The 19,547-nt window shown below is 54.0% G+C and carries 24 protein-coding genes and 1 pseudogene; 13 read left to right on the top strand and 12 right to left on the bottom strand.

Features of this window, described 5'->3' with window-relative positions:
- Positions 1-9: 9 nt before the first annotated feature.
- A complete protein-coding gene (locus JQR86_RS23495) occupies positions 10-303 on the bottom strand; it encodes a hypothetical protein (protein ID WP_260466474.1) in 294 nt (97 codons plus the stop codon).
- A 172-nt stretch (positions 304-475) separates the two neighbouring features.
- Here JQR86_RS23495 and JQR86_RS23490 point away from each other — a divergent pair, with 172 nt between their 5' ends.
- Together JQR86_RS23490 and JQR86_RS23485 are read left to right on the top strand one after the other, a co-directional pair.
- A complete protein-coding gene (locus JQR86_RS23490; RefSeq protein ID WP_434155683.1) occupies positions 476-1,180 on the top strand; it encodes a hypothetical protein in 705 nt (234 codons plus the stop codon).
- Between the two features lie 166 nt (positions 1,181-1,346).
- On the top strand, positions 1,347-1,493 hold the full coding sequence (locus JQR86_RS23485) for a hypothetical protein (RefSeq protein WP_434155681.1): 147 nt from the start codon (positions 1,347-1,349) through the stop codon (positions 1,491-1,493).
- A gap of 124 nt (positions 1,494-1,617) precedes the next feature.
- On the opposite strand, the gene JQR86_RS23480 is transcribed toward JQR86_RS23485, so the two are convergent.
- Together JQR86_RS23480 and JQR86_RS23475 are read right to left on the bottom strand one after the other, a co-directional pair.
- Positions 1,618-1,794, bottom strand: a complete 177-nt coding sequence (locus JQR86_RS23480; RefSeq protein ID WP_434155680.1) for a hypothetical protein — start codon at positions 1,792-1,794, stop codon at positions 1,618-1,620.
- 44 nt (positions 1,795-1,838) lie between these two features.
- Positions 1,839-2,255: a hypothetical protein gene (locus tag JQR86_RS23475; RefSeq protein WP_434155678.1), complete on the bottom strand. Its 417-nt coding sequence runs from the start codon at positions 2,253-2,255 to the stop codon at positions 1,839-1,841.
- A 232-nt stretch (positions 2,256-2,487) separates the two neighbouring features.
- Here JQR86_RS23475 and JQR86_RS23470 point away from each other — a divergent pair, with 232 nt between their 5' ends.
- Entirely contained in the window at positions 2,488-2,847 is a 360-nt protein-coding gene (locus tag JQR86_RS23470; protein ID WP_434155677.1) for a hypothetical protein, read from the top strand.
- A 55-nt stretch (positions 2,848-2,902) separates the two neighbouring features.
- Here the strand turns inward: JQR86_RS23470 and JQR86_RS23465 are convergent, their stop codons facing one another.
- Both JQR86_RS23465 and JQR86_RS23460 read right to left on the bottom strand, forming a co-directional pair.
- Positions 2,903-3,178: a DUF4326 domain-containing protein gene (locus JQR86_RS23465; protein WP_434155738.1), complete on the bottom strand. Its 276-nt coding sequence runs from the start codon at positions 3,176-3,178 to the stop codon at positions 2,903-2,905.
- A gap of 73 nt (positions 3,179-3,251) precedes the next feature.
- Positions 3,252-4,169 carry a LysR family transcriptional regulator gene (locus JQR86_RS23460; RefSeq protein WP_434136831.1) on the bottom strand — a complete coding sequence of 306 codons (918 nt, stop codon included), beginning with the start codon at positions 4,167-4,169 and terminating at the stop codon, positions 3,252-3,254.
- A gap of 89 nt (positions 4,170-4,258) precedes the next feature.
- Between JQR86_RS23460 and JQR86_RS23455 the strand changes: the two genes are divergently transcribed.
- Complete coding sequence (locus JQR86_RS23455) at positions 4,259-5,038, top strand: NAD(P)H-dependent oxidoreductase (protein WP_434136830.1); 780 nt, start codon at positions 4,259-4,261, stop codon at positions 5,036-5,038.
- 343 nt (positions 5,039-5,381) lie between these two features.
- On the opposite strand, the gene JQR86_RS23450 is transcribed toward JQR86_RS23455, so the two are convergent.
- Positions 5,382-5,768 (bottom strand): hypothetical protein, encoded by a 387-nt coding sequence (locus JQR86_RS23450; protein WP_434155676.1) that lies wholly within the window; start codon positions 5,766-5,768, stop codon positions 5,382-5,384.
- An 856-nt stretch (positions 5,769-6,624) separates the two neighbouring features.
- On the bottom strand, positions 6,625-7,092 hold the full coding sequence (locus JQR86_RS23445; protein ID WP_434155675.1) for a hypothetical protein: 468 nt from the start codon (positions 7,090-7,092) through the stop codon (positions 6,625-6,627).
- Between the two features lie 146 nt (positions 7,093-7,238).
- Between JQR86_RS23445 and JQR86_RS23440 the strand changes: the two genes are divergently transcribed.
- The 3 genes from JQR86_RS23440 (at position 7,239) to JQR86_RS23430 (ending at position 8,929) form a co-directional block, all read left to right on the top strand.
- Positions 7,239-7,475 carry a hypothetical protein gene (locus JQR86_RS23440; protein WP_434155674.1) on the top strand — a complete coding sequence of 79 codons (237 nt, stop codon included), beginning with the start codon at positions 7,239-7,241 and terminating at the stop codon, positions 7,473-7,475.
- An 816-nt stretch (positions 7,476-8,291) separates the two neighbouring features.
- Complete coding sequence (vapB, locus tag JQR86_RS23435; RefSeq protein ID WP_074830119.1) at positions 8,292-8,522, top strand: type II toxin-antitoxin system VapB family antitoxin; 231 nt, start codon at positions 8,292-8,294, stop codon at positions 8,520-8,522.
- A gap of 8 nt (positions 8,523-8,530) precedes the next feature.
- Complete coding sequence (locus JQR86_RS23430; RefSeq protein ID WP_407364507.1) at positions 8,531-8,929, top strand: type II toxin-antitoxin system VapC family toxin; 399 nt, start codon at positions 8,531-8,533, stop codon at positions 8,927-8,929.
- A gap of 44 nt (positions 8,930-8,973) precedes the next feature.
- Here JQR86_RS23430 and JQR86_RS23425 read toward each other — a convergent pair.
- The 5 genes and pseudogenes from JQR86_RS23425 to JQR86_RS23405 all read right to left on the bottom strand — a co-directional run.
- A pseudogene (locus tag JQR86_RS23425) lies at positions 8,974-9,141 on the bottom strand (zinc ribbon domain-containing protein); the annotation flags it as partial.
- A 531-nt stretch (positions 9,142-9,672) separates the two neighbouring features.
- Positions 9,673-11,712 carry a 3-hydroxybutyrate oligomer hydrolase family protein gene (locus JQR86_RS23420; protein ID WP_434155672.1) on the bottom strand — a complete coding sequence of 680 codons (2,040 nt, stop codon included), beginning with the start codon at positions 11,710-11,712 and terminating at the stop codon, positions 9,673-9,675.
- A 103-nt stretch (positions 11,713-11,815) separates the two neighbouring features.
- Positions 11,816-13,123, bottom strand: a complete 1,308-nt coding sequence (locus JQR86_RS23415; RefSeq protein ID WP_434155671.1) for a CitMHS family transporter — start codon at positions 13,121-13,123, stop codon at positions 11,816-11,818.
- 83 nt (positions 13,124-13,206) lie between these two features.
- On the bottom strand, positions 13,207-13,530 hold the full coding sequence (locus tag JQR86_RS23410; RefSeq protein ID WP_434155670.1) for an AtuA-related protein: 324 nt from the start codon (positions 13,528-13,530) through the stop codon (positions 13,207-13,209).
- Positions 13,530-14,879, bottom strand: a complete 1,350-nt coding sequence (locus JQR86_RS23405; protein ID WP_434155668.1) for an acyclic terpene utilization AtuA family protein — start codon at positions 14,877-14,879, stop codon at positions 13,530-13,532. The genes JQR86_RS23410 and JQR86_RS23405 overlap by 1 nt, the downstream gene beginning before the upstream one ends.
- 100 nt (positions 14,880-14,979) lie before the next feature.
- On the opposite strand from JQR86_RS23405, the gene JQR86_RS23400 reads away from it, so the two are divergent.
- From JQR86_RS23400 to JQR86_RS23375, 6 genes are all read left to right on the top strand, one after another.
- Positions 14,980-15,873, top strand: a complete 894-nt coding sequence (locus tag JQR86_RS23400; RefSeq protein WP_434155667.1) for a LysR family transcriptional regulator — start codon at positions 14,980-14,982, stop codon at positions 15,871-15,873.
- A gap of 513 nt (positions 15,874-16,386) precedes the next feature.
- Positions 16,387-16,908: a JAB domain-containing protein gene (locus JQR86_RS23395; RefSeq protein ID WP_434155665.1), complete on the top strand. Its 522-nt coding sequence runs from the start codon at positions 16,387-16,389 to the stop codon at positions 16,906-16,908.
- 58 nt (positions 16,909-16,966) lie between these two features.
- Positions 16,967-17,242, top strand: coding sequence for an HU family DNA-binding protein (locus JQR86_RS23390; protein WP_407364516.1), 276 nt, complete (start codon positions 16,967-16,969; stop codon positions 17,240-17,242).
- Between the two features lie 249 nt (positions 17,243-17,491).
- Positions 17,492-17,695: a carbon storage regulator gene (locus tag JQR86_RS23385; RefSeq protein WP_434155664.1), complete on the top strand. Its 204-nt coding sequence runs from the start codon at positions 17,492-17,494 to the stop codon at positions 17,693-17,695.
- A gap of 95 nt (positions 17,696-17,790) precedes the next feature.
- Positions 17,791-18,537 carry a hypothetical protein gene (locus tag JQR86_RS23380; protein WP_434155662.1) on the top strand — a complete coding sequence of 249 codons (747 nt, stop codon included), beginning with the start codon at positions 17,791-17,793 and terminating at the stop codon, positions 18,535-18,537.
- Positions 18,534-19,322, top strand: a complete 789-nt coding sequence (locus JQR86_RS23375) for a tetratricopeptide repeat protein (RefSeq protein ID WP_434155661.1) — start codon at positions 18,534-18,536, stop codon at positions 19,320-19,322. Before JQR86_RS23380 ends, JQR86_RS23375 begins: the two co-directional genes overlap by 4 nt.
- Positions 19,323-19,547 lie beyond the last annotated feature (225 nt).

Here is a 19,547-nt window from a genome sequence, read left to right as displayed (position 1 = left end):
AACCAATGTTCACTCTGTACGCGGTTTTCCGCTCACCAGCCGGTTCAGCTCGGTGCGAACCATGTTGCGATACTGCTGCGGCTCAAGCGCCTCGATCTGAGCGTCTGCCCAAGCCCGAAAGCCCGCTTTACGCTTTTCCTTTTCGCTGAAAATCCTGCCGGCTTCGGCATAGCTGCGTTCGCGATTCTGCTGCCAGAACGCAAACATCTCGGCCTTTTGGGCTTCAAGTGCGGCTCGATACTCGGCTGGGTGATTGGCAAGGTTCAAGGACAGTGTAGGGCTGGCGCTGGACGTGATTTCCATGGGTACAAGGGACTCCTGATGACGCCACACAAGATACTACTGAGGTTCTAGGCCGAGCGATAGGTTTAATTAGATTGACCATCTAGAGTCACATGTTCTGAAATGATAGGAAATGCCTGTCCATGCCCAATCTTCAGGGGTTGAGTCCGCGGCAACTACAAGGAGAATGCTATTGCTACGACTGGTTTTGCTGGGGGCCGCTGCCCTGTGGCCTTTTGCCTATTCGCAAGCCGATTCGGCTTCACCATGGGCTGATGGACAAGACCTTGAAAAGTTCTACAAGCAGTATTGCTCGGCGCCAAACCTTGAAAAGCATTACTTCCCGTCGCTGGCGCCCAAGCAGATGGAAGGGCTTACTAAGCTGATTTCAGAGGTCCTGTGGGCTGACAATTCCGATAATCTGCTGGGAATTCAAGGATCATCGACAACGGCTGTTGTAGCCCGAATGCGGGCTTTGCAGCTCCCTATAGCCCCCGCATTTGAAACCATGACTCAGCAAGCCTCTAAAGAGCCGATGCATAGTAAATACATGCACTTGAATAATGTTAATGTGAAGCAACGTGACCAAGCCTTGGAGCGCTTTGAAAAACTGGCCACAACTAATACTCAGCTGGCTGGTGCCATGCTGACGGTCCTCGACTGTCGAATCATTCGCAATGTGAAGACTATGGATCCTTTTGTAGCCAATCGAGTCGCCCAGGTGAAGGACATGAAGTTGACGATCAAGATGGACCCCAAAAGCTCGCACCATACGGAAATGGGTGATGGCTATTCCGATTCGGAGTGCGGCTGCGGAGGCGGAAATTTTTGTTACGGGCCTCGAGGCGGGCATTACTGCATCACATCGGGCGGTAACAAGCGCTACTTGAAGCACTGATTACCCTGCACTGAAACACTTCATAGATCAGCCCGCTCATGTGGGCTAATCCTGTAAGAATAGGTCAGGAGCTTCACGATACACGGATACCCCTTCTCTGAAACAGTTAAACCGCCTCCTGCAAAATGGTAAGGCAGAGAATAGATATAAGGTAGTAAACCCGGCTATGAAAAATATTTCTCAAATTCTACTAGCACTAGCCCTTAGTCTTGGGCTTGGCCTAGGATTGGCTGGCTGCAAAGATGAGCAAAAAGAAAATGATAAGAGTGCTACTAAAGGCTCTTTTAGAAAATCTGAGGATAAAGGATGGTGATATTAGTCCGGTGAAGCACCATCCAAACCCGAAGTGATTGCAGCTCTGTATATTTGCTTGCCTGGCAGTATATTCTCCGTCGAGTGTACTGCCCTAGCATAAATATGCGTGACATTAGAGGTCCTTAGCCAGCCTCCACGACGATTCTCGCCGCCTGCTCTGCATCCATGCCCATGCTCCATGCCTGCTGCATCCTGAACAGCTGAGCCTCTACGATGGCCGACGCATCCGAATGGCTTGCATCCAGTGCAGTTGCGACTTGCTCAACGACAGCTTCTTCCCACTCAAAATATTCACTCACTTTAATGTCCTCGCTGCGCATGAAGGGACAATTGCTTACTGTTATCAGTCACCGCCGCCACCGTCTCCACGGGAACTACCCGAATCACTGACGCCCCCGGTACAGGTAGGCCCCGTGTCGGTATTGCTCAGTATCGCCAGCGTAGCGAGGGTCGTGAGATCGGCACCGCTGCTGTTTGAGGAGCTACCTGATTGAGAGGCGTAGCTGCGAGAGGCATAGCTGCTGGCGCGGGAGGCGTTCCTGTGCTGACGCCCCGTTCCAGGGCGAGCTGAGACCTTTTGAGCCGCAGGCCCCTTTTCCGTGATCAGCTGCGTGACGAGCCAACCCAGCGCCAGCAACAGGCTGACCATCAGAAGAAAAATCATCGGATTGATGGAGGCATATAGGCCCAGCATGTGGCCCAGACACCAGGTCACGCTTAGGGCGGCGATGTAGAGGATGACGAGCTGCTTCGTATTCATAGGGGAGATCCTGAAAGTGGAAGACACTTTTACTCTCTCATGGGAATCCGGTTATGCAAGGGCGCGAAGCGCAGCAGAAAGAGCACTAGAGCACATGGGACAGGTAGAGGCGCCTGTTACAATTAGCAGGAGGAGTCAGAGACTTATTCTGACGCTTGATAAGGATGAGAGGTTATTGAGGCATCATGGCCGCAAGACCCTGAAGATGTTTGATTAAGGATGAGTACGTAATATGTGTAGCTCTAAAACTCTGCTCAAGGGTCTGTCTCTGACAGTCGTGTTCGCGTTCATGGCAGGCTGTAAGGACCATGACTACTCCAAGTACGTAGGTACTTGGAAAACAGTAAACGCCCGTGTTCCAAAAACATTAGTCTTGAGAGAGGAAGGCGACAAGTTACGTGCTATAGAACATCTGGATGCATATGCCCCAGGTCAGGGCTGGGATGTGGACATATACCTGTCTGCCCAGACTGATGACGTGCTGGTCGAAACCAGCGACGGAGAGATAATTCCCAAGCTGGAAATGCAGAAAGACGGCACATTGCTAAGTCACTTGAGATCAGCAGACAACATCTACAAGAAAGTAAACTGATGCCAGCACATCTGCACAATTGATCTCGTTTGCCCTGACTCAATCATGGTTAACCTTAATCGTTGGCGCGTTTGATCAGGACATCTGCATGGCAGGGTTCGTCCAGGCGACACCAGCAGGCCAGAGCCTTGCCACGCAGCTCCGTTATATCAAGGGCACCCGCCGCCAGCTGCTGATCCAGATACGCTGAAAACAGCGCTATGGCCCTTTCGCGGCCATGCTCGGCAACAACACTAAAGGGGTTTCCCCACTTGCCCGGTCTGGCAACACGTACAGCGCCTTCTGGCAAGCGCCAGCCCTTGGTACGACGTAACTGAATGCGCGCAGGCAAGTTAGTCATGATCACTCTCCAACAGCTATAAGCCAAAGCGCAGCCTGCAAGGCTATTTACTATTACGAAGCACCTATCGCCGTCCTGGCAGCTCCCCTGCACATGATGCAACAAATTGCTCACGTAACCACCGATGTGCCGGATCATGATGCAAACGCTCATGCCAAAGCATGCTTATCTCGTAGCATGGAATATTCAGTGGCGGCTCTATAAACGAGAGCGCTGGATTATTACGAGCCAGCCTTAAAGGCACAACGGCGACCATATCAGTTGTTGCCAGTACAGAAAGAACGAACAGGAAGTGCGGGACGGAAAGCGCAACGCGACGAGTCATACCCTGTGTCGCAAGAGCCTGATCGGTAACCCCAGAGAACCCACCGCCGTCCGGAGAGACAACAACGTGCTCAAGCGTGCAGAACTGTTTCAAGGTAAGCTCTTGCGCCAGTGCCGGGTGATGAGCACGGCCAGCTAGTACGTAACGCTCCTTGAACAACGGATGACAGCGTAGCGTTGGTGGACTGTCATGAAGTGTATGGAAAGCCAGATCCATATCATCCTGTTCAAGTTGCTTAGCAATGCGTTTGGGGACCATTTCCAGCACTGCCAGCCGCGTCTTGGGCGCTTGTGTCGTCAATGTATTCAAGGTTGGCAGGATGATGGTTGATTCAGCGTAGTCCGTTGCTGCTACTCGCCAGGTATTTTGCGCGAGGGCGGGTTCAAAAACCCTGGTGCCCTGGATGGCTTCAGCAAGTGCTTCCAATGCCTGGTGCAAGGGCTCACGTAGTTCGTTAGCCCTGGTTGTTGGACGCATGCCACGTGGGCCAGGCAGCAGAAGCGGATCATCAAAGTAATCGCGTAGCTTCGCTAATTGCACGCTTACTGATGATTGCGCAAGATTGAGGCGCTCGGCTGCTCGCGTGACGTTGTGTTCAACGAGCAATGTATCAAGTGTAACCAATAGATTCAGATCAAGCTTACTGAAATCGTCCACCGCAATACCTGGTATTAGCGTTATACGTTTCAATAATACTATATTGCGCGGCATCCTCTGCTGACCGAAACGAGCCGAGGATACCGGACATGAATGTGTTATTGATCTACGCTCATCCAGAGCCCCATTCCCTTAACGGTGCTTTAAAGAATTTTTCCATACAGCACCTCCTGGAAGCGGGCCACAAGGTCAAGATCTCAGACCTTTATGCCATGCAGTGGAAAGCAACTCTCGACGCTGTTGACAGTCTCGATTTTTCATCTGAAAAGCCTTTCAACCCGTCGCTCGATTCCATGCAGGCCTATCAGAGTGGCCGACAGAGCCCTGATATTGCTGGCGAGCAGGCCAAGCTGCTATGGGCTGACGCGGTAATTCTTCAGTTCCCGCTCTGGTGGTTTAGCATGCCGGCGATTCTCAAGGGCTGGGTAGACCGTGTCTATGCTTACGGCTTTGCCTATGGCGTTGGCGAGCATTCGGATAGCCGGTGGGGAGATCGCTACGGTGAAGGTACTCTTGCCGGTAAGCGTGCAATGCTAGTAGTTACTGCTGGCGGCTGGGATTCTCATTACAGCGCGCGTGGTATCAATGGACCGATTGAGGATGTGCTTTTTCCAATACAGCATGGCGTGCTGTATTACCCTGGCTTCGATGTATTACCACCCTTTGTAGTCTACCGGACCAGCCGAGTGGACGATGACCGATATGCCGCGATTTGCACTGGTCTTGGTGAGCGTCTTGATAACCTGTTCCATACAGCACCTATCCAGTTCCGCTCACAGAATGGCGGTGACTATGACATTCCTGCATTAACGCTCCGCACCGACATTGCGCCAGGTGTAACAGGCTTTAGGGCACACATAGCGGAATGACTTAAGGCTGTGTCCAGTCCTGTTAGGCCGGCAATACTTGACGAAAACTAATTCGAATCCTAAAGGCAGGCGCATCACATGGATGTTGGCGCCAAATATTAACCATCCTGAATTTGGTACAGTTAGATGCGTACAGGAAGAGCATCATGGCTCATACCTATAGAGCCTCAAGCTGTCTAGCCACCTCGACCGCCGTGATGATGTGGCCGCGCTTGAGTAGTCCCAGACGCAGTATATGTACAAAAGGTCTCGGCTGGGCTTTTTCGACAGGATGATTTTGCGCTCCTGATCGTTCAGGTTGTACACTGTGCAGTAATGCTCTGCCGCTGCCGAAAAGGCACCGTCAAAGCCAAGTAGAGTCGTCTGGAACCGCTTCTCCCCCTTTGCCATATCCGGGGTTGGCAATAACGGAATAGGGAGTGATGTAGGTTCCATAGTGACCCTTGCGGCCACGCTCAACCTTGAATGCCGCCCGGAACCCCATGGCCAGTACACCTGGCCCACCCTTGGGCCGACCTTGACGCAGGCCTCTGGCACGCTTGACCGCTTCGGCCTCAGTACGCCATTTCCTGTCGAGCGATTCAGCCAGGCTATGCGCCTGAGCGGGACTGTATTCAGATAGGCCAAAGTAGCGCTGTCGAAACTCGGATTCTTCACCCAGCGTGGTCGCCACTCGGTAACCAATGAATCCTGCGGGGTGTTCACCCTCTCCATAGAACATCACGGCCATCTTCAATCCTTCCTGATAGTCATCTACCTCGATAGCCAGTACTTCAAAGCTCTGCCCTAGCGGGATTGTAAAAACTTAGGGGTGATACGGGTCCAGGTGCATACCGTAGCGCTATTTATCGGCAGCACTAGGGGTCGATTTGTCATTGTCGAAATCACTCCAAGTTTTGCCGTCAAATGGATTCAGACGTTCCCCATAAACTTGTACAAAAACAACTAGAGCAGAGAGGAATATTACGCCTACGATCGGAAGTATCCCGTGGAGCTTTACGAAATTACTTATGAACTTACGCACGATTGGTTCCTTGAACTGTATGGGTGTTTTGTTCACGTTCAGCCTGACTACGACAAGCAGAAATCAACATCAAAGACCGAAAGAGGGCCGCAAACTACTTCAAGCGTACTGTTGATAGACAAACCAAACCACAGCCATTGAGCAAGCAATTACAGAATAGAAGGCCAATAGAAGCGCGGAATTCTTAACCATCCTTATAGAACAGTCCAAGCGGTATCAACATCGAAAATGGTCAAATCCATAGCCTGTAGTATTCAGGACCAGGCCTTTCCTGCTGATGACAGTTTTCTTTCGTTGAGCTATCCATTGGGTTCACCTTTGTGATCTTGCTGGTTGAAAGCGCGCCCACTACCTGAGCTAGAGTATTCCTTGAGCGTACACAGTGAAGTTTTGGGCAAGACTTTCTCCCTCAATTAATCGAGCCACTCTTGGCAGACCTTCCAGCTCCAGAACCACTACTCGCAAGCCGTTGCGATGCCAATCCAAATGGTAGGTAGTGCTGACGCCAGAAAAATGTAACCAAGTAGTTTCCTGAACGACTGTCTTAAGCGTTTGCATGGTTCTACTCCGACGTAGCTGAGAAGGCCGCGCGAAACTTCTGCTCAAACGCAAGGTAGTCGTGCAGCAACCTTAGTCGCTCCGCCTCGCCTCGATCAGGCCAGTCAGTACCCGTGGTTTCGGACCACTGCTCTCCACTGAAAAACAGGCCTGCCAGATCGCCGGTTTCTATCCCACATTCCGACTGGATGGCGATCAATGCTTCGTCCATATCGGACATGGCAGCAGACCTCTCCAGCAGCTTGGGAGTCGCCTTGCTGATATCAAACCGCACCTGCTTGGCGGTCGTTACTGGATTAAAGCGGGCATCATCTCCAGTGCGTCGTTTCTCCTCGATCAGCTGGTAAGCCTGGGTATCAAGGCCACCGCACAGATCGATCAAAAGCCCCTCATCACGGCAAAGGTCGCACTCGCCCGTTTGCCCTGCTTTCAGGTTGTCACCACAGCACTCATACGATTCTTGGACAGGCATGGATTGCTCTCAACTTTGCAGACTCAATCGAACCTAACATCCAAATCCTGTGATGCAAGTGGCTACCTGCGCGGCAACGGCACTAACGTTTCGGTGTCTATCCTGTACACAGACACATCCGCATCTCTACGTCGTAAGGAAACACCATGCACAAGGACAGGGAAACGTTAATCGCCATGCTCGACGCCCAGGTACAGCACGAGACCCGCTGGCCCAGACGCATTTCTCTCTTGATAGGAATACTGGCCGCTGCAGTAGCCTGCTTTGGCTACACCATGGGCTACTGGAAGATAATGACCGTTGCGTTGTTTATCCTAATCATCGGCCTGTCTGCACAGGCGGTACTCTGGTTTGGACTATGGGATTTAAATAAGCGCCAATAAATCCAGATGTACACCTTATACATTCTCAATCCGCGAAAATAGCTGCTTTTTCATAGCCATATTTATTGGCCTGAGTGGACTTGCATCAGCGGATTTGTAGGGCAAGGTGGAGTTATCGCACACGGCCACGAGCCCACGATGACTGCCTTCCCTCTCACTCAAGAGGCCTTTGCCTTCCCTCAAAATGAGGTAGCAATCCAGCTGCCCGAGCGCTCACTGGAGCAGAAGATCGAAGGGGCTGTGCAGGCCATCACCGTGCTGATCGAGCAAGGCTGGCATCCAGTCGTGGCATGGAGTGGCGGCAAGGACTCCAGCGTCACGCTGAACCTTACGCTGACCGCGTTGATCCGTCTCAAGGAGGCTGGCGCCACTCTCCCGACCCTGCACGTCTGCCACAGCGACACGCTGGTCGAGAACCCCGTGATCAAGGCCTTCAACCGCTCACAGGTCTCGCAGATCCGCGCCTACGCCAAGGCCCAGGGCATCGCCGTCAAGGTCTGGCTGGCCACGCCCAGCCTGAGCAATGACTATCTGGTCTCCGTAATTGGTGGCCGAACCATCCTGTCCGTCGGCAACAACACCAAGTGCCAGCAGATGATGAAAAGCAGCGTGCTGACCCGTGCCAAGGCGCACATCAAGCGCCAGATCCGGCAGGAGGGTGTGAGCAGTCAGGGAATGTTGTCTATTATTGGAACCCGCCGTGAGGATGATATGCAGGGCTTTCAAGCTTGCTTCTTAACTATGCCATATGTCTTGCATATGCCAAACTTTAGCATTACATTTGCATATGCCGAACATATGCAGGAGAAGCAAGACATGCGTACCGTCTCTATTTTCAAAAATGGTAAGAATCAGGCCGTTCGCTTGCCCAATGACATGGCCTATGAAGGCGTCGGGGAGCTTGAGATTACGCGGGAAGGTGATGTGATAACGCTGCGCCCTGCTCGGCCATCCTGGGCATCTTTTGCTGAGCTCCCCAAGGCTGATGCTGACTTCCTGCAAGAGCGGCAACCGGTAGTCGGCGATGAAGGCAGATTCAATCTGTGATCACCTATATGCTTGACACCTGCATCTGCTCTTTCATTATGCGAGAACATCCGGCCTCGGTGATCCAGCGTCTGGCCACCGAAGTAGAGCAGGGCAACCGGATTGTGATCTCGGCCATTACCTACGCCGAAATGCGTTATGGGCAGATCGGCAAAAAAGCATCGACCAAGCACAAGACGCTGGTTGATGAGTTTGTAAAGCGCCTGGATGCCGTACTGCCTTGGGATCAGAAGGCAGTCGATGCGACTGTCGAACTCATGCGCGTGCTAACCAAGGCCGGCACGCCAATTGGCCCTAACGATACCGCTATTGCAGGGCATGCCGTGGCTATTGGCTGTGTACTTGTGACCAATAATGTGCGTGAGTTTAGCCGTGTCCCTAGCCTTGTTTACGAGGACTGGGTTTGAGAACAGATCATATGCCTACTGGCTAACTTGACATCCTCCCCGCCCTAAAGGACGGTGATTCTCATAGATGGACGCTCATACCCGAGCGCGAGAGTGTTTCTGCCCGCGTTGATATCGCGATCGTGAGCGACACCGCACTCACAGCAGGTCCATTCTCTTATACGCAACCCATTGACGCCTCCTGGCCCCGTCAGGGAGCCACAAGCCGAACAGATGCGACGCCCAGGTACAGCACGAAATCCGCTGGCTTAGACGCATTCCTCTCTTGATAGAAATACTGGCCGCTGCAATAGCCTGCTTTGGCTACGCCGTGGGCTACTGGAAGATAATGACCTTTGCGTTGTTTATCCTCACCATTGGCCTGTCTGCACAGGCTGTACTCTGGTTTGGGCTGTGGGATTTGAACAAGCGCCAGTAGACTTCAGGAGTACGCCTCATAAGCCTAAGCCCCGAAGCGCATATATTGCCCGAGCAGCTACGCGCTCAAAGAGTAAAGGCGCTAGAGGTAGGCAAGACTGGCATTTTGATGATTTTTCAAAAAATCCTTGGACATTTCAGGAAGACCAGAAAGGCACATCTGCGGGCTGCTGCTCATACAGCCTGTGATAGATCGAGCGGCAGGAAGACCCTCGCGGTTACAAAAGAATGAGCGCCCCCATGCTCTTATCTGTTTGGCTTTGCCCTTGTAACACCTTTCGATCCTGCAATCGGCATACAGGAGCCATGCCGATTGCAGGATAGTTTCAGTCAGGAATTGTGACCTTTCCACGCCTCACTGAGATGCGATCCTCGACCACAGGCATTAACTGCATTGGTGCAAGATTGGCCAGCGTCGTGTCAGGGGCCGACCCTGACACCCCGCCACGCGACTTTGTTCTGACGAACTGACTGGGAGGCAGGGGCCGACCTTGCGTGAGATGTGCCCACATCTGATCTAGCGCCTGCTCCTCATAGTACGTTAACGGAAGATAGTGACTATCGAAGGGAGGACTGGCTCCAAAGTGGCCCACATTGTCGATCTCGATGTAGCTCAGGCGACTCTTTAAGCCTTCAACAAGACTGTTAAGGCCTAGATAAGGTCTACTCGAGAACATGGGCGGTACGCGAGCATCTGTTCTGCCATGTAGTACAAGCGTGGGAATGCCATGCAGATTACCCGTCGCCCGGAACTCGTTATTTCCCTGGCGCACTCGATAGGCCTCATATGAATGTCCAGCAGCGAGTCTACGCAGGCAGCGCGCACCATCTAGGTTATAGTCCTTGCGCCCGCTCAGGGCCGAAACAGACTCCGTGTCCCAATGTGGCCCTCTTGGATCTGCATCGTTGATCAGATCGATACTTCCAACCGGCGGGCCGCCTCCTGCATCAACAAACAAAGTCGCCAGTTCCTTATCCGTGGTGGCTCTTGGCCGAAAGCTTGAAGCATCGTGCGCGGCTATACTGTAGTTGCATAGATGGTCCTCTACGCCGAAGCGTCCCAGTGCCGTTATATACTTGAGTAACGTAGCGGTCGGGGCCACTCGAAAGCTAAAGGCCTGTTGATCATCTGCTTCAGGCTCCCAGCCTAGTGCATGTAGTTTGGCGAGCGCTTCCCTCGCCTGCTCTACTGGCTTATTGGCCTTGATCAAGCCTTGTTCAGAAAGAGACTGGCAGCGTTGAGCTGCATAAGTTATCTCGGTAGCGAAAGGGGCATTGGGAGTAGCAAGTACTGCACATGGCTGATAGAGGATGGCCTGAGAAAAATAATCAATTAGCGACCGCCCACCGCCCCGCCACTCACGGCCTGCCCGCTCGATACTGACCAAACCCGATGCCCTGGGCTGGACTTGTGGCTGGGCCGCAACAATGCCGTCAATAATGCCGGCATGGTCGGCCTCACCTGCCAGAAGTGCTGCCCCGCCTCCATTGGAATTACCTGTCACTATAACCAGCGTATTAACGGACGAGAGTCTTTTAGCGCGCTCTGGTCGGGACCGGTTGATCCACCAAAAGGCAAACTCAATGGAGCGAAGTACGTCTCTTCCCCAGGTCGCGTCTGGATTCAATCTGGAATGGGCATGCTTGAACGCTAGTCGATCAGGATAATGCGAGAGATATTTCGCCCGTTCAGCCGTATGTAGCGGGGCTCTGAAATGAGCTTCTTGGCCAGCCATGAAGGAAGAAACCACACGACCATCGATCAGTTGAACCCGATTAGTGGCAAGATCATGCCATCCATTTCCCTGGCCTTTATCGGTATACACCACTGCGCATCCACGATGCAGCCCCCATCCTCCTACACGGGGAACATCCTGATACAGTCGAGACGAGCCTGAAGCAGGTACCGCAAGAATACAGGGACTCTGCCAACTGAAATTCTTGGGGATATGCAGCAACATGGCCGCTGTTGCAAAGCCCTGCTGATCATCGGAATAAGCCAGCACTTCATCCCCTGCTACTCGCTCAGCATCTGCAACCACGCGCCCATCAATAAGTGTAGGACCGTAGAGTCGTCCCCATCCCTGACGTGGATCCTGTTTTGAATATAAGGCGTTACGGCGGAGTTCATTTACAGTGGGGTGTGCCGCGTCCCGATAGCCAGGCGCCTCACCTAACCAGATGGCCTTTCCAAGGCCCGCTGTGAGCAGATCATCACTGATGCCATCGGTATGGCGAACCGAGTAGATCTTTAGCCATTGGGGACGATGGTCATGATAGGACGTTGCGTCTATCTGGGCAGCGTTTGCATACAAGGCAAACGATACGCCCAGACCTATTGCAAGAATACACAGACGTTTTTGCATGAGATGCCTCTTCTTGGAGTTATCGGTCAACAGATGCAGGTATATGAGGGTTTGGTTGTGGCTCAAAGGCTTCTGAAGCGTTCGGGCCTGGCTGTATCAGTAGTTAGTAATGGACCGCGCCGCTGAGCACAGCGAATACCAACATGACCAGACTCACGCCCCAGGCCCAGAAAAAGGTAAAGGCAATGTGTTTGCGCAGCTCGACCCCGGCCAGGGCCAGGGCGAGATAAACGCTGGGGACTACGGGGCTAATGGCGAAACCAGTGTTTTCGCCAATGAGCATCGCACGCGCTACTGCCTCAAGCGGGACTCCAGCTGCCACCGCCACATCGCGTATCACGGGCAATAGGGCGAAATAGTACGCGTCGGGTGAGAAGATCATTCCCAGCGGTACACCAAATGCGCCAATAATCAGATGCAGGTACTGCGCCGCCCCCGCTGGTAGGGTATCTATCAGCGCCATGGCCATGCCGTCAGACATCTTTGCTCCCGCCAGAACGCCGAGCAGTACCCCGGCAGCCATCATGACCAGCACCATCTGCAGGGCGTCAGCGGCATGCGCCTTGATACGCTCGGTTTGGCTTTCCAGGGAGGTGAAGTTGAGCGGCAACGCCAGGCCTAGCCCCACCATGAAACAGGCATATAGCGGGAAGATGCCTGTAAACAGGCAAGCCAGGATTGCGGCGGTCAGGGTTACGTTTAGCCAGTAGCGTATCCCGCGTGGCGACAGGGCGTGCTCGCGCGCTTCCGGCTGGGCCAGGGTCAGGTCAAAGCTTGATGCCGCCCCCAGGGACACTGGCAGTTGACGTTGCGCTCGCAGACCGAGCCAGGCAGCGATAAGCAGTAAGCAGGCAAACCCAACCAGTTGCACAGGTATCAGCCCCAGCCACAATTGGGTGGCATCGAGCCCAGTAGTCGCTGCTGCGCGGGCAGTGGTTCCCCCCCAGGGCACCATATTGCCTACCCCGGCAGTGGTCCCAACCAGCATCAAAAGCATAGTGGGACTCATGTTCACGCGTTTATACAGGGGCAACAGCGCCGGGATGGTCAGCAGGAAGGTTGCCGCCCCAACACCATCAAGGTGAACCACTGCGGTAACCACCACGGTTACCAAGGCAACCAGCAGCGGTTTGCCACCTGTACAGCGGATCAGCAAATTGACTAGAGGATCAAACAGGCCGCGATCTCGCATGATGCCAAAATAGAGAATGGCGAACAAAAACAGCGCAGCAGTTGGCGCAACCGTGAGCAGACCATTTTTGATAAACGCGCCGATTTCAACGGGGGAAAAGCCAGCCAGAAGGCAGATGGCAACAGGAATTGTAGTAAAGGCCACGACCGGGCTGATTCGGCGCAACAGTATCAGCACAATGATGCTGAGCATCATGGTGAAACCTAGTGCGGTGATCATGTTTTGAACCTCGGTATTTGTTTTTATTGTGGGGTCCGACCCGATGGTCCTGGCCGGCAGGTCGAAGAACAGGCGCAGGCAGATCAGTCAGGAGGTGGTAGACGCATCGACAACAAAAGATAACTCAGGCTCTTGCCGTGCCGGTCAAGACCAGGGCTGCGATTGACTCCTCCCTCCAGAGCGTCCTCCAGGACAAAGTTAAGCGCTTGTAGCGAATCGACTGCATAGCGCTTGACGTGTGATGGCCGGCGGCTGGCAAACTGCGTAGCGACGCGATCGGCCGTCAGTTCCTGCTTGAGCCATTCGTAGTGGGCCGCGTCCAGTGGAAACACCGCAATGCTGAGGATATTGCCCTTGTCGCCTGCGCGAGCATGAGCAACGTCGGCAAGAGTGACAGTTGCATTCATCAGTACCACTCCAGACGTGTGTTAATTTCAGCGCGTGGAATCAGAAAGCTGCGCGTGGTAAGGGATTCACCAAGGTGTCGGCGTACGCCACCTCCTCCAGCCGGACCGTTTGTATAAAGCGCCTCCACTTCAGCAAGCAACCTCTCAAGCAGCACCCGGTCATGGTGGACCAGACCGACCCGGGTTCGCACGTCCTCGACATGAGGCGCCTGCGCAAGACATTTGCCCAGGTAGTCGCCACGGGTATCATTAAAGAGGCTGGCAACACCAGCAAGATCAATCCATGGCTCCACCTCAGGGGCAAGTCGGTCAAACCGTTGCAGAAGGATCTCACGGGCCAGATTGGCTCGGGCCACAGCGCCAGGCCCGGCGTAGGATATCTCCGCCTCGCCAAACCACAGCCCGCGCATCCCGGCCAGGCCTTTAAGCTGCTCCGGGCGTGGGTGCCCCTGAATACCACTAATGGCCACGCGATCGGCTGCCAGCGTGCTCACCCTGACCCCGCTTAGATCCAGGATGACGTCAGGTGTAAGGTAGCGACTTGGATCATGCACTTCGTAGAGCAATTGCTCCTTGACCGTGCGCTCGTTCACGAAACCGCCGGAGCCAGCCGACTTGGTAATCACAAGGCTGCCATCGGCACGGACCTCGGCAATGGGACACCCCAGCTCGGCCAGATCGGGTACGTCCTTTAGGCCGGGATGAGCAAAGTAGCCGCCGGTAATCTGGGTGCAACACTCCAGTAAATGCCCGGCTACGGTAGCGATTGCTATCTTCTGCCAGTCATCGGCAGCCCAGCCGAGTCCATGCCGGATCGGGCCAACCGCCAACGAGGGATCGGCGACTCGACCACAGAGCACAATAGATGCCCCTTCAGTCAAGGCCTGGGTAATTCCGTCAGCACCGGTATAGACATTGACCGAGACAAGGTCGTCTTGCACGCCGTCCAGGTTCAGCCACTGACCAAGACGCTGACGATCCATACCAAGCAGATCATCACCAAGGACACAGGCTATTTTCAGCCCGGGATAGTTTCCGCCAAGTCTGGCACGCAGGCGCTCGGCGGCTGCCCGCGGATTGGCCGCGCCACCATTGGTAATGATCGGTATCCCTGCTTCTATGCAGATATCAAGCACAGGTTCAAGAAAGTCGAACAGCCGTGCGGCATAGCCGGTGGCAGGATCGGCCTGCTTGCGCAGCTGTGCCTCCGCTAAGGTACGCTCGGCCAGCAATTCGAACATCAGGTAACGCTGCCCTGAACGGCGAGCCAGATCCTCCGCAAGCTGTCGCCCCGTGTCAGGGCGGTCATTGGCGAAGCCCGCCCCACAGCCGATATGTACTGTTGTCATTGCTTCGGACTCAACATGGGTTCCATGTCATAGTGCAAGCAAATATACTTTTCTGTAAATTTTAAATATTCTAATAATTAATCCACTTATTTTATTAATTATGGATATCAACTTCCGGCAACTACGTGCTTTTGTTCTGATTGCAGAGACCTCCAGCTTTACTCGTACCTCAGAGCAGTTACACCTGTCTCAGCCAGCACTGAGCTACAGTATCCGCAAGCTGGAAGAAGCGGTTGGCTTGCAATTACTGGCACGTAATACTCGGAGTGTAGAACTGACCCCGGGCGGAGAACATTTCCTGTCGCAGGCCAGGCGGATGCTGAGCGATATGGATAATGCTGTACGTGACGCTCGTGAAACACTAAGCCTGAGTCGAGGAACGATCCGCCTGGCCGCACTTCCCACAGCGGCGGCCTCGTTTCTTCCAGAAGCCATTGCTGCGTTTATGGGCGATCATCCAGGGGTGCAGGTATCGCTGCGTGATGGTCGAGCAGGAGAAGTCAGAGCCTGGGTTCAGAGCGGTGAAGTGGATGCAGGCATCACCTCACGGCCCGAGGATCTTTCCGGCCTCAGCTTTGAAGCGCTGGTAAATGATAATCTGGTGTTGCTGGCTCCGCGGGGCAGGATCTCAGACGGGAAAAAAAAGGCGCAGGTGTGGCAGGCGCTGCCCTATATCGCACTGACGCCCGATACCAGCATCCGTCCATTGGCTGACGCTGCCTTGCATTTACTAAAGGTGCCTGCCGAGCCCGCCTGGGAAGTAGCACACATGAGTACTGCCGCTGCGCTAGTGCGTGCTGGCCTTGGTTTTTCTTTGCTGCCGGCAAGCTGCACAGCGTTTCTACGGATCGACAACGAACTATTAGTGGTTCCCTTGAAGCAGACTGGACAACGCTCCCTGGGTTTCCTGCAGAAGAAGCCTATTAGACATACGCCATCGATGCGGGCCTTTATGGTTTACCTGACCCGCCAATTGGCAGCGAACGCAACCTGAGCGTTCATGTACCACGTTTCCTCTTACCTTCTGGTCCAGTCAAGAAGCCTGTCGCTGGCCTTTTCATCCTTACCATCGGCATCACTGCACCGGCTGTACTCGGGTTTGGACTGTGGGATTTGAACAAGCGCCAGTAGAATAAGATATACAGAAATATACATCCTGATTCCCTAAAAATAGCCGCTTGTTCACAGCCGGATGTATTGGCCTGAGTGGATTTGCATCACTGGATTTGTAGGGCAAGGTGGAGTTATCGAGCAACGCCCGGCAGCCTGCGATGACTGCCTTTCCTCTAGCTCAAAATGCTTCAGCCTTGCCTTGAAAAGTGAGGTAGCGATCCGAACAGAGGGTGTGAGCGCTTCATCTTTACCTTGCTGCATTGTCTACTCGCCTCTGCCAGCTCACCGTTTGAGCGTGGCTATCTTCGTTGCCCGACGGCTGGTCTCTTGCATCGCCGGATTTCGATGAGACGCTGGATGTATTACCTGCGACTGATCGAGGCGCTTCACACCTATGAGTACTCATCAAAAGTTCAAAGCCGGTGAGACGCACGGGACGTATGTTATTGACGGGCCTGTTACCGAGCAGGATATCCTGCAGATGGCCAGAGCTCTGGCGCGTCGGCGCTTCTGTCGGGGGTTGCCCTTCACCGGGACCCGAGAGGTTTTCCCTTATCTGCAAACCCTGTTGGCTGACTATGAGCACGAGGTGTTTGCCACAGTTTTCCTGGACAGCCGGCATCGTTCAATCGCCTACCGCAAGCTGTTTACCGGGACGATTGACCATGTCGCGGTGCCGCCCAGGGAGGTTGTCAAAGCAGCGCTTGTACACAACGCGGCCGCCGTGATCCTCCTGCATAACCATCCCTCAGGCGATCCCGAGCCCAGCGAGCGCGACTACGACCTTACCCATGAGCTAAACCGTGCGCTGGCCCTGGTCGGTGTCCGGATACTTGATCATGTTGTCGTGGCAACCGAGGGCTGTGTCTCACTGGCCGAGCGCGGCTATCTGCAGCCCCAGCCCAGAGCGGATTAGTACATGTCCTGCGCTCAGGCTATCATGGGGGTCCGTTTCTTATCTTTACGGTACACACATGAACAAATCCGAACTGATCCAGGCCATCTCCGAAAAGGCAGACCTGAACAAGGCCATGGCAGAAAAAGCCCTGAACTCACTGGTTGAGGTAATCAGCGGCGAGCTGGCCAAGGGCGAGACGGTGGCGCTGGTGGGGTTTGGCACCTTTCAGGTCAGCGAACGTGCGGCGCGCAAGGGACGCAACCCGCAGACCGGACAGGAAATCGATATCGCAGCCAGCAAGAATCCCACCTTCAAGCCCGGCAAGGGCCTGAAGGATACCGTGAACAGCTGATCCGCCGTGCTATCTGAGAAGCCCCGCCCAGCGGGGCTTTTTCTATGGGAGCGCTCCAAGGCCCGCAGCAGTAGCCAAGGGCTTACAGAGCCTTCAGGAAAATCCTGTTGTTGTCTCTGCTTAAGACCTCGTATGCTATATCGAGTATGCGGTACGGCGGCGCCGGATTGTCGGGATAGCTCATCCTGTCTACAGGCGCTGCCAGGATATCACCACCGCGTTTCTCAATACCCCAGCAAGGAAGCCAGCATGGGACTCGTTCTAACTCGCCAGGAAGGCGAAAACATCATTCTTCTGCTTGACCCCGAGTGTGATGAAGCCCAGGTGCTTGATGCCCTGCGCCATGAGGGCATCATGCTCTCGATTACCCATGTCCAGAACGGCAAGGCCCGCGTCCTGATCGAGGCGCCGCAGGACATCTCTATCATTCGCGAAGAGCTGATTGAAGGCTAAGACGGCTGCGCCTGTTACTAGGCCTCCTGTCTGCCCAAGGCCCCTGGTGCCAGAGGCGTGATCACCGTACCCGATACCATCAAAAAGGATTTTTTATGCCACGTGCCTGGATGGCCGCTGCCCTGACTCTTGTCCTCTCACCCACTGCCTTTGCTCAGGACTGCTCGGTAAGCGAGATCCTTGAGCACGTCTATGGACCTGACCACAAGGCCGATCTTGAGCTTTCAACCTGCAAGGTATGGCCAGCCCGGCCCGGAATTACCCTTGTTGCCGCGGGGCTAAATCGCGATGGCGATTATCAGGTTGGCAGTGAAGATCTAGAACTCCTGCTGGTGGACACGGCCACGTCCAGGGTAATTGCCCGTCGCCTGGAGGAGAGTCGTCTCGCCTACGATGCTATCCAGGTTGGCAAGCTCACATTTGATACAGCACCCTATAAGCTCAACGATGGCGTGCTCGCCTTTGGCTTGAGAATTGGCCGCCATAACAACTCAGGTGGGTATCCCTTTTCAGAGACATCCCTGACACTTTATATCGCAGGAACGAGCGGACTTGAGCCTGTATTGGAGGATCTGTTGGTTGAATCTTTTTCTGGCGAAACAGACACTGTTTGCCAGGGAAGATATGAGGAATCGGCCGCTACGCTTGCCTTGGGAAGCGCAGCATCACATGGGTTGCATTCATTGGCTGTAACCCAGCACATCTCTACCTATCGTGAAGTCATGGGCACATCAAATACATGTATGCCTGAGGATGAAAAGACAATCCAGCACCGTTATACGCTGACATTTGACGGAACACGTTATCCTATCCCCGCCAAGCTTCAGGCACTGATACCATGAAGGTAACTATCAGGGGACCTTCAACCAGGGAGAAATATCTTCTGGTATTTCGAGGCGGTCTTCTGGCGCTCCTCTTGGCCGGCGCCCATGGCGCACATGCCGACATTACCCAGGAGCAGGTCGAAGCGGACTGTCGCACTATCAGAAACCTTGCCGCACAGGGCGATCGTCTCTACACGCAAAAGCACTTTGCCAGAGCCCGGGAGTTCTACGAGCAACAGGTGGCCTGGTCGCAGAGCTGCCAGCTGGATGAGTCTGCGATTGCCACGGCCTACAACAACGTTGCGCTGACCTATGCCCATGAGGGGACCTTTCTGAAAGCCAAGGCTTGGCTGGCGATCAACGCCAACAGCTCAAAATCAGTCTTCAATCTCAAAAAGTATGCAGCAGCGATTGAGCATGCAGCGTCCATGGCTGATAACACACTGGAAGGAGAATACTGGTCCTACGTAGGCATGGCCATGTGGAACGTGGTCAACATCAAAAGAAACGGTACAGGTTACAAGGTCTGGTTTGATGGGCTAACTCCCGGGATGATGGCAATGTATGTCGGTCCAAACCTGGGGAGTTTCGAAGCCGATGTCCACTTCGATGGCGGCAAGGCCTTCCACACAATGGCATCCGATAATACCGGCTACGATTGCACCTTTACCTTTACAGTCCAGCCTGGAGGGCTCAAGGTTGACCAGACAGGAGACTACTGCGGGTTTGGTCATAACGTCTATGCAGGCGGAAAGTATCTGAAAGTCTCCAGCAAGCCGGATCCCAAGCCACTGGCTTACTGATCATAACCGGCCTGCTGCAACAGGCCAGAGACGTGCTCAACGTTACCTTGTCTTGAAGCCATATGAGTACAGGATGGTTCCTGGGATCGCATCAGCGCTTGTTGTATCTAATGCCCTGGCTGCCTGAGCAACTAGGGCACGCTGGGATCCTGTGGCCGCTTACGCGCAACGTGCGCAGCTAATCAGCTAAAACGACTCGACTTTCCAGCGGCTTTCTTGGCGAGC

This window comes from Pseudomonas sp. JZ134, assembly GCF_051027695.1.
Lineage (GTDB): Bacteria > Pseudomonadota > Gammaproteobacteria > Pseudomonadales > Pseudomonadaceae > Chryseomonas > Chryseomonas luteola.
Note: the sequence above shows the minus strand (reverse complement) of the source record. Positions and strands in the feature narration are given on the sequence as shown.

Coding starts and splice junctions, on each gene's coding strand:
- JQR86_RS23495 (WP_260466474.1), bottom strand. CDS start 303: ATGGAAATCACGTCCAGCGCCAGCCCTACACTGTCCTTGAACCTTGCC.
- JQR86_RS23485 (WP_434155681.1), top strand. CDS start 1,347: ATGAAAAATATTTCTCAAATTCTACTAGCACTAGCCCTTAGTCTTGGG.
- JQR86_RS23475 (WP_434155678.1), bottom strand. CDS start 2,255: ATGAATACGAAGCAGCTCGTCATCCTCTACATCGCCGCCCTAAGCGTG.
- JQR86_RS23470 (WP_434155677.1), top strand. CDS start 2,488: ATGTGTAGCTCTAAAACTCTGCTCAAGGGTCTGTCTCTGACAGTCGTG.
- JQR86_RS23455 (WP_434136830.1), top strand. CDS start 4,259: ATGAATGTGTTATTGATCTACGCTCATCCAGAGCCCCATTCCCTTAAC.
- JQR86_RS23450 (WP_434155676.1), bottom strand. CDS start 5,768: ATGGCCGTGATGTTCTATGGAGAGGGTGAACACCCCGCAGGATTCATT.
- JQR86_RS23445 (WP_434155675.1), bottom strand. CDS start 7,092: ATGCCTGTCCAAGAATCGTATGAGTGCTGTGGTGACAACCTGAAAGCA.
- JQR86_RS23440 (WP_434155674.1), top strand. CDS start 7,239: ATGCACAAGGACAGGGAAACGTTAATCGCCATGCTCGACGCCCAGGTA.
- vapB (WP_074830119.1), top strand. CDS start 8,292: ATGCGTACCGTCTCTATTTTCAAAAATGGTAAGAATCAGGCCGTTCGC.
- JQR86_RS23430 (WP_407364507.1), top strand. CDS start 8,531: ATGCTTGACACCTGCATCTGCTCTTTCATTATGCGAGAACATCCGGCC.
- JQR86_RS23420 (WP_434155672.1), bottom strand. CDS start 11,712: ATGCAAAAACGTCTGTGTATTCTTGCAATAGGTCTGGGCGTATCGTTT.
- JQR86_RS23415 (WP_434155671.1), bottom strand. CDS start 13,123: ATGATCACCGCACTAGGTTTCACCATGATGCTCAGCATCATTGTGCTG.
- JQR86_RS23410 (WP_434155670.1), bottom strand. CDS start 13,530: ATGAATGCAACTGTCACTCTTGCCGACGTTGCTCATGCTCGCGCAGGC.
- JQR86_RS23405 (WP_434155668.1), bottom strand. CDS start 14,879: ATGACAACAGTACATATCGGCTGTGGGGCGGGCTTCGCCAATGACCGC.
- JQR86_RS23400 (WP_434155667.1), top strand. CDS start 14,980: ATGGATATCAACTTCCGGCAACTACGTGCTTTTGTTCTGATTGCAGAG.
- JQR86_RS23395 (WP_434155665.1), top strand. CDS start 16,387: ATGAGTACTCATCAAAAGTTCAAAGCCGGTGAGACGCACGGGACGTAT.
- JQR86_RS23390 (WP_407364516.1), top strand. CDS start 16,967: ATGAACAAATCCGAACTGATCCAGGCCATCTCCGAAAAGGCAGACCTG.
- JQR86_RS23385 (WP_434155664.1), top strand. CDS start 17,492: ATGGGACTCGTTCTAACTCGCCAGGAAGGCGAAAACATCATTCTTCTG.
- JQR86_RS23380 (WP_434155662.1), top strand. CDS start 17,791: ATGCCACGTGCCTGGATGGCCGCTGCCCTGACTCTTGTCCTCTCACCC.
- JQR86_RS23375 (WP_434155661.1), top strand. CDS start 18,534: ATGAAGGTAACTATCAGGGGACCTTCAACCAGGGAGAAATATCTTCTG.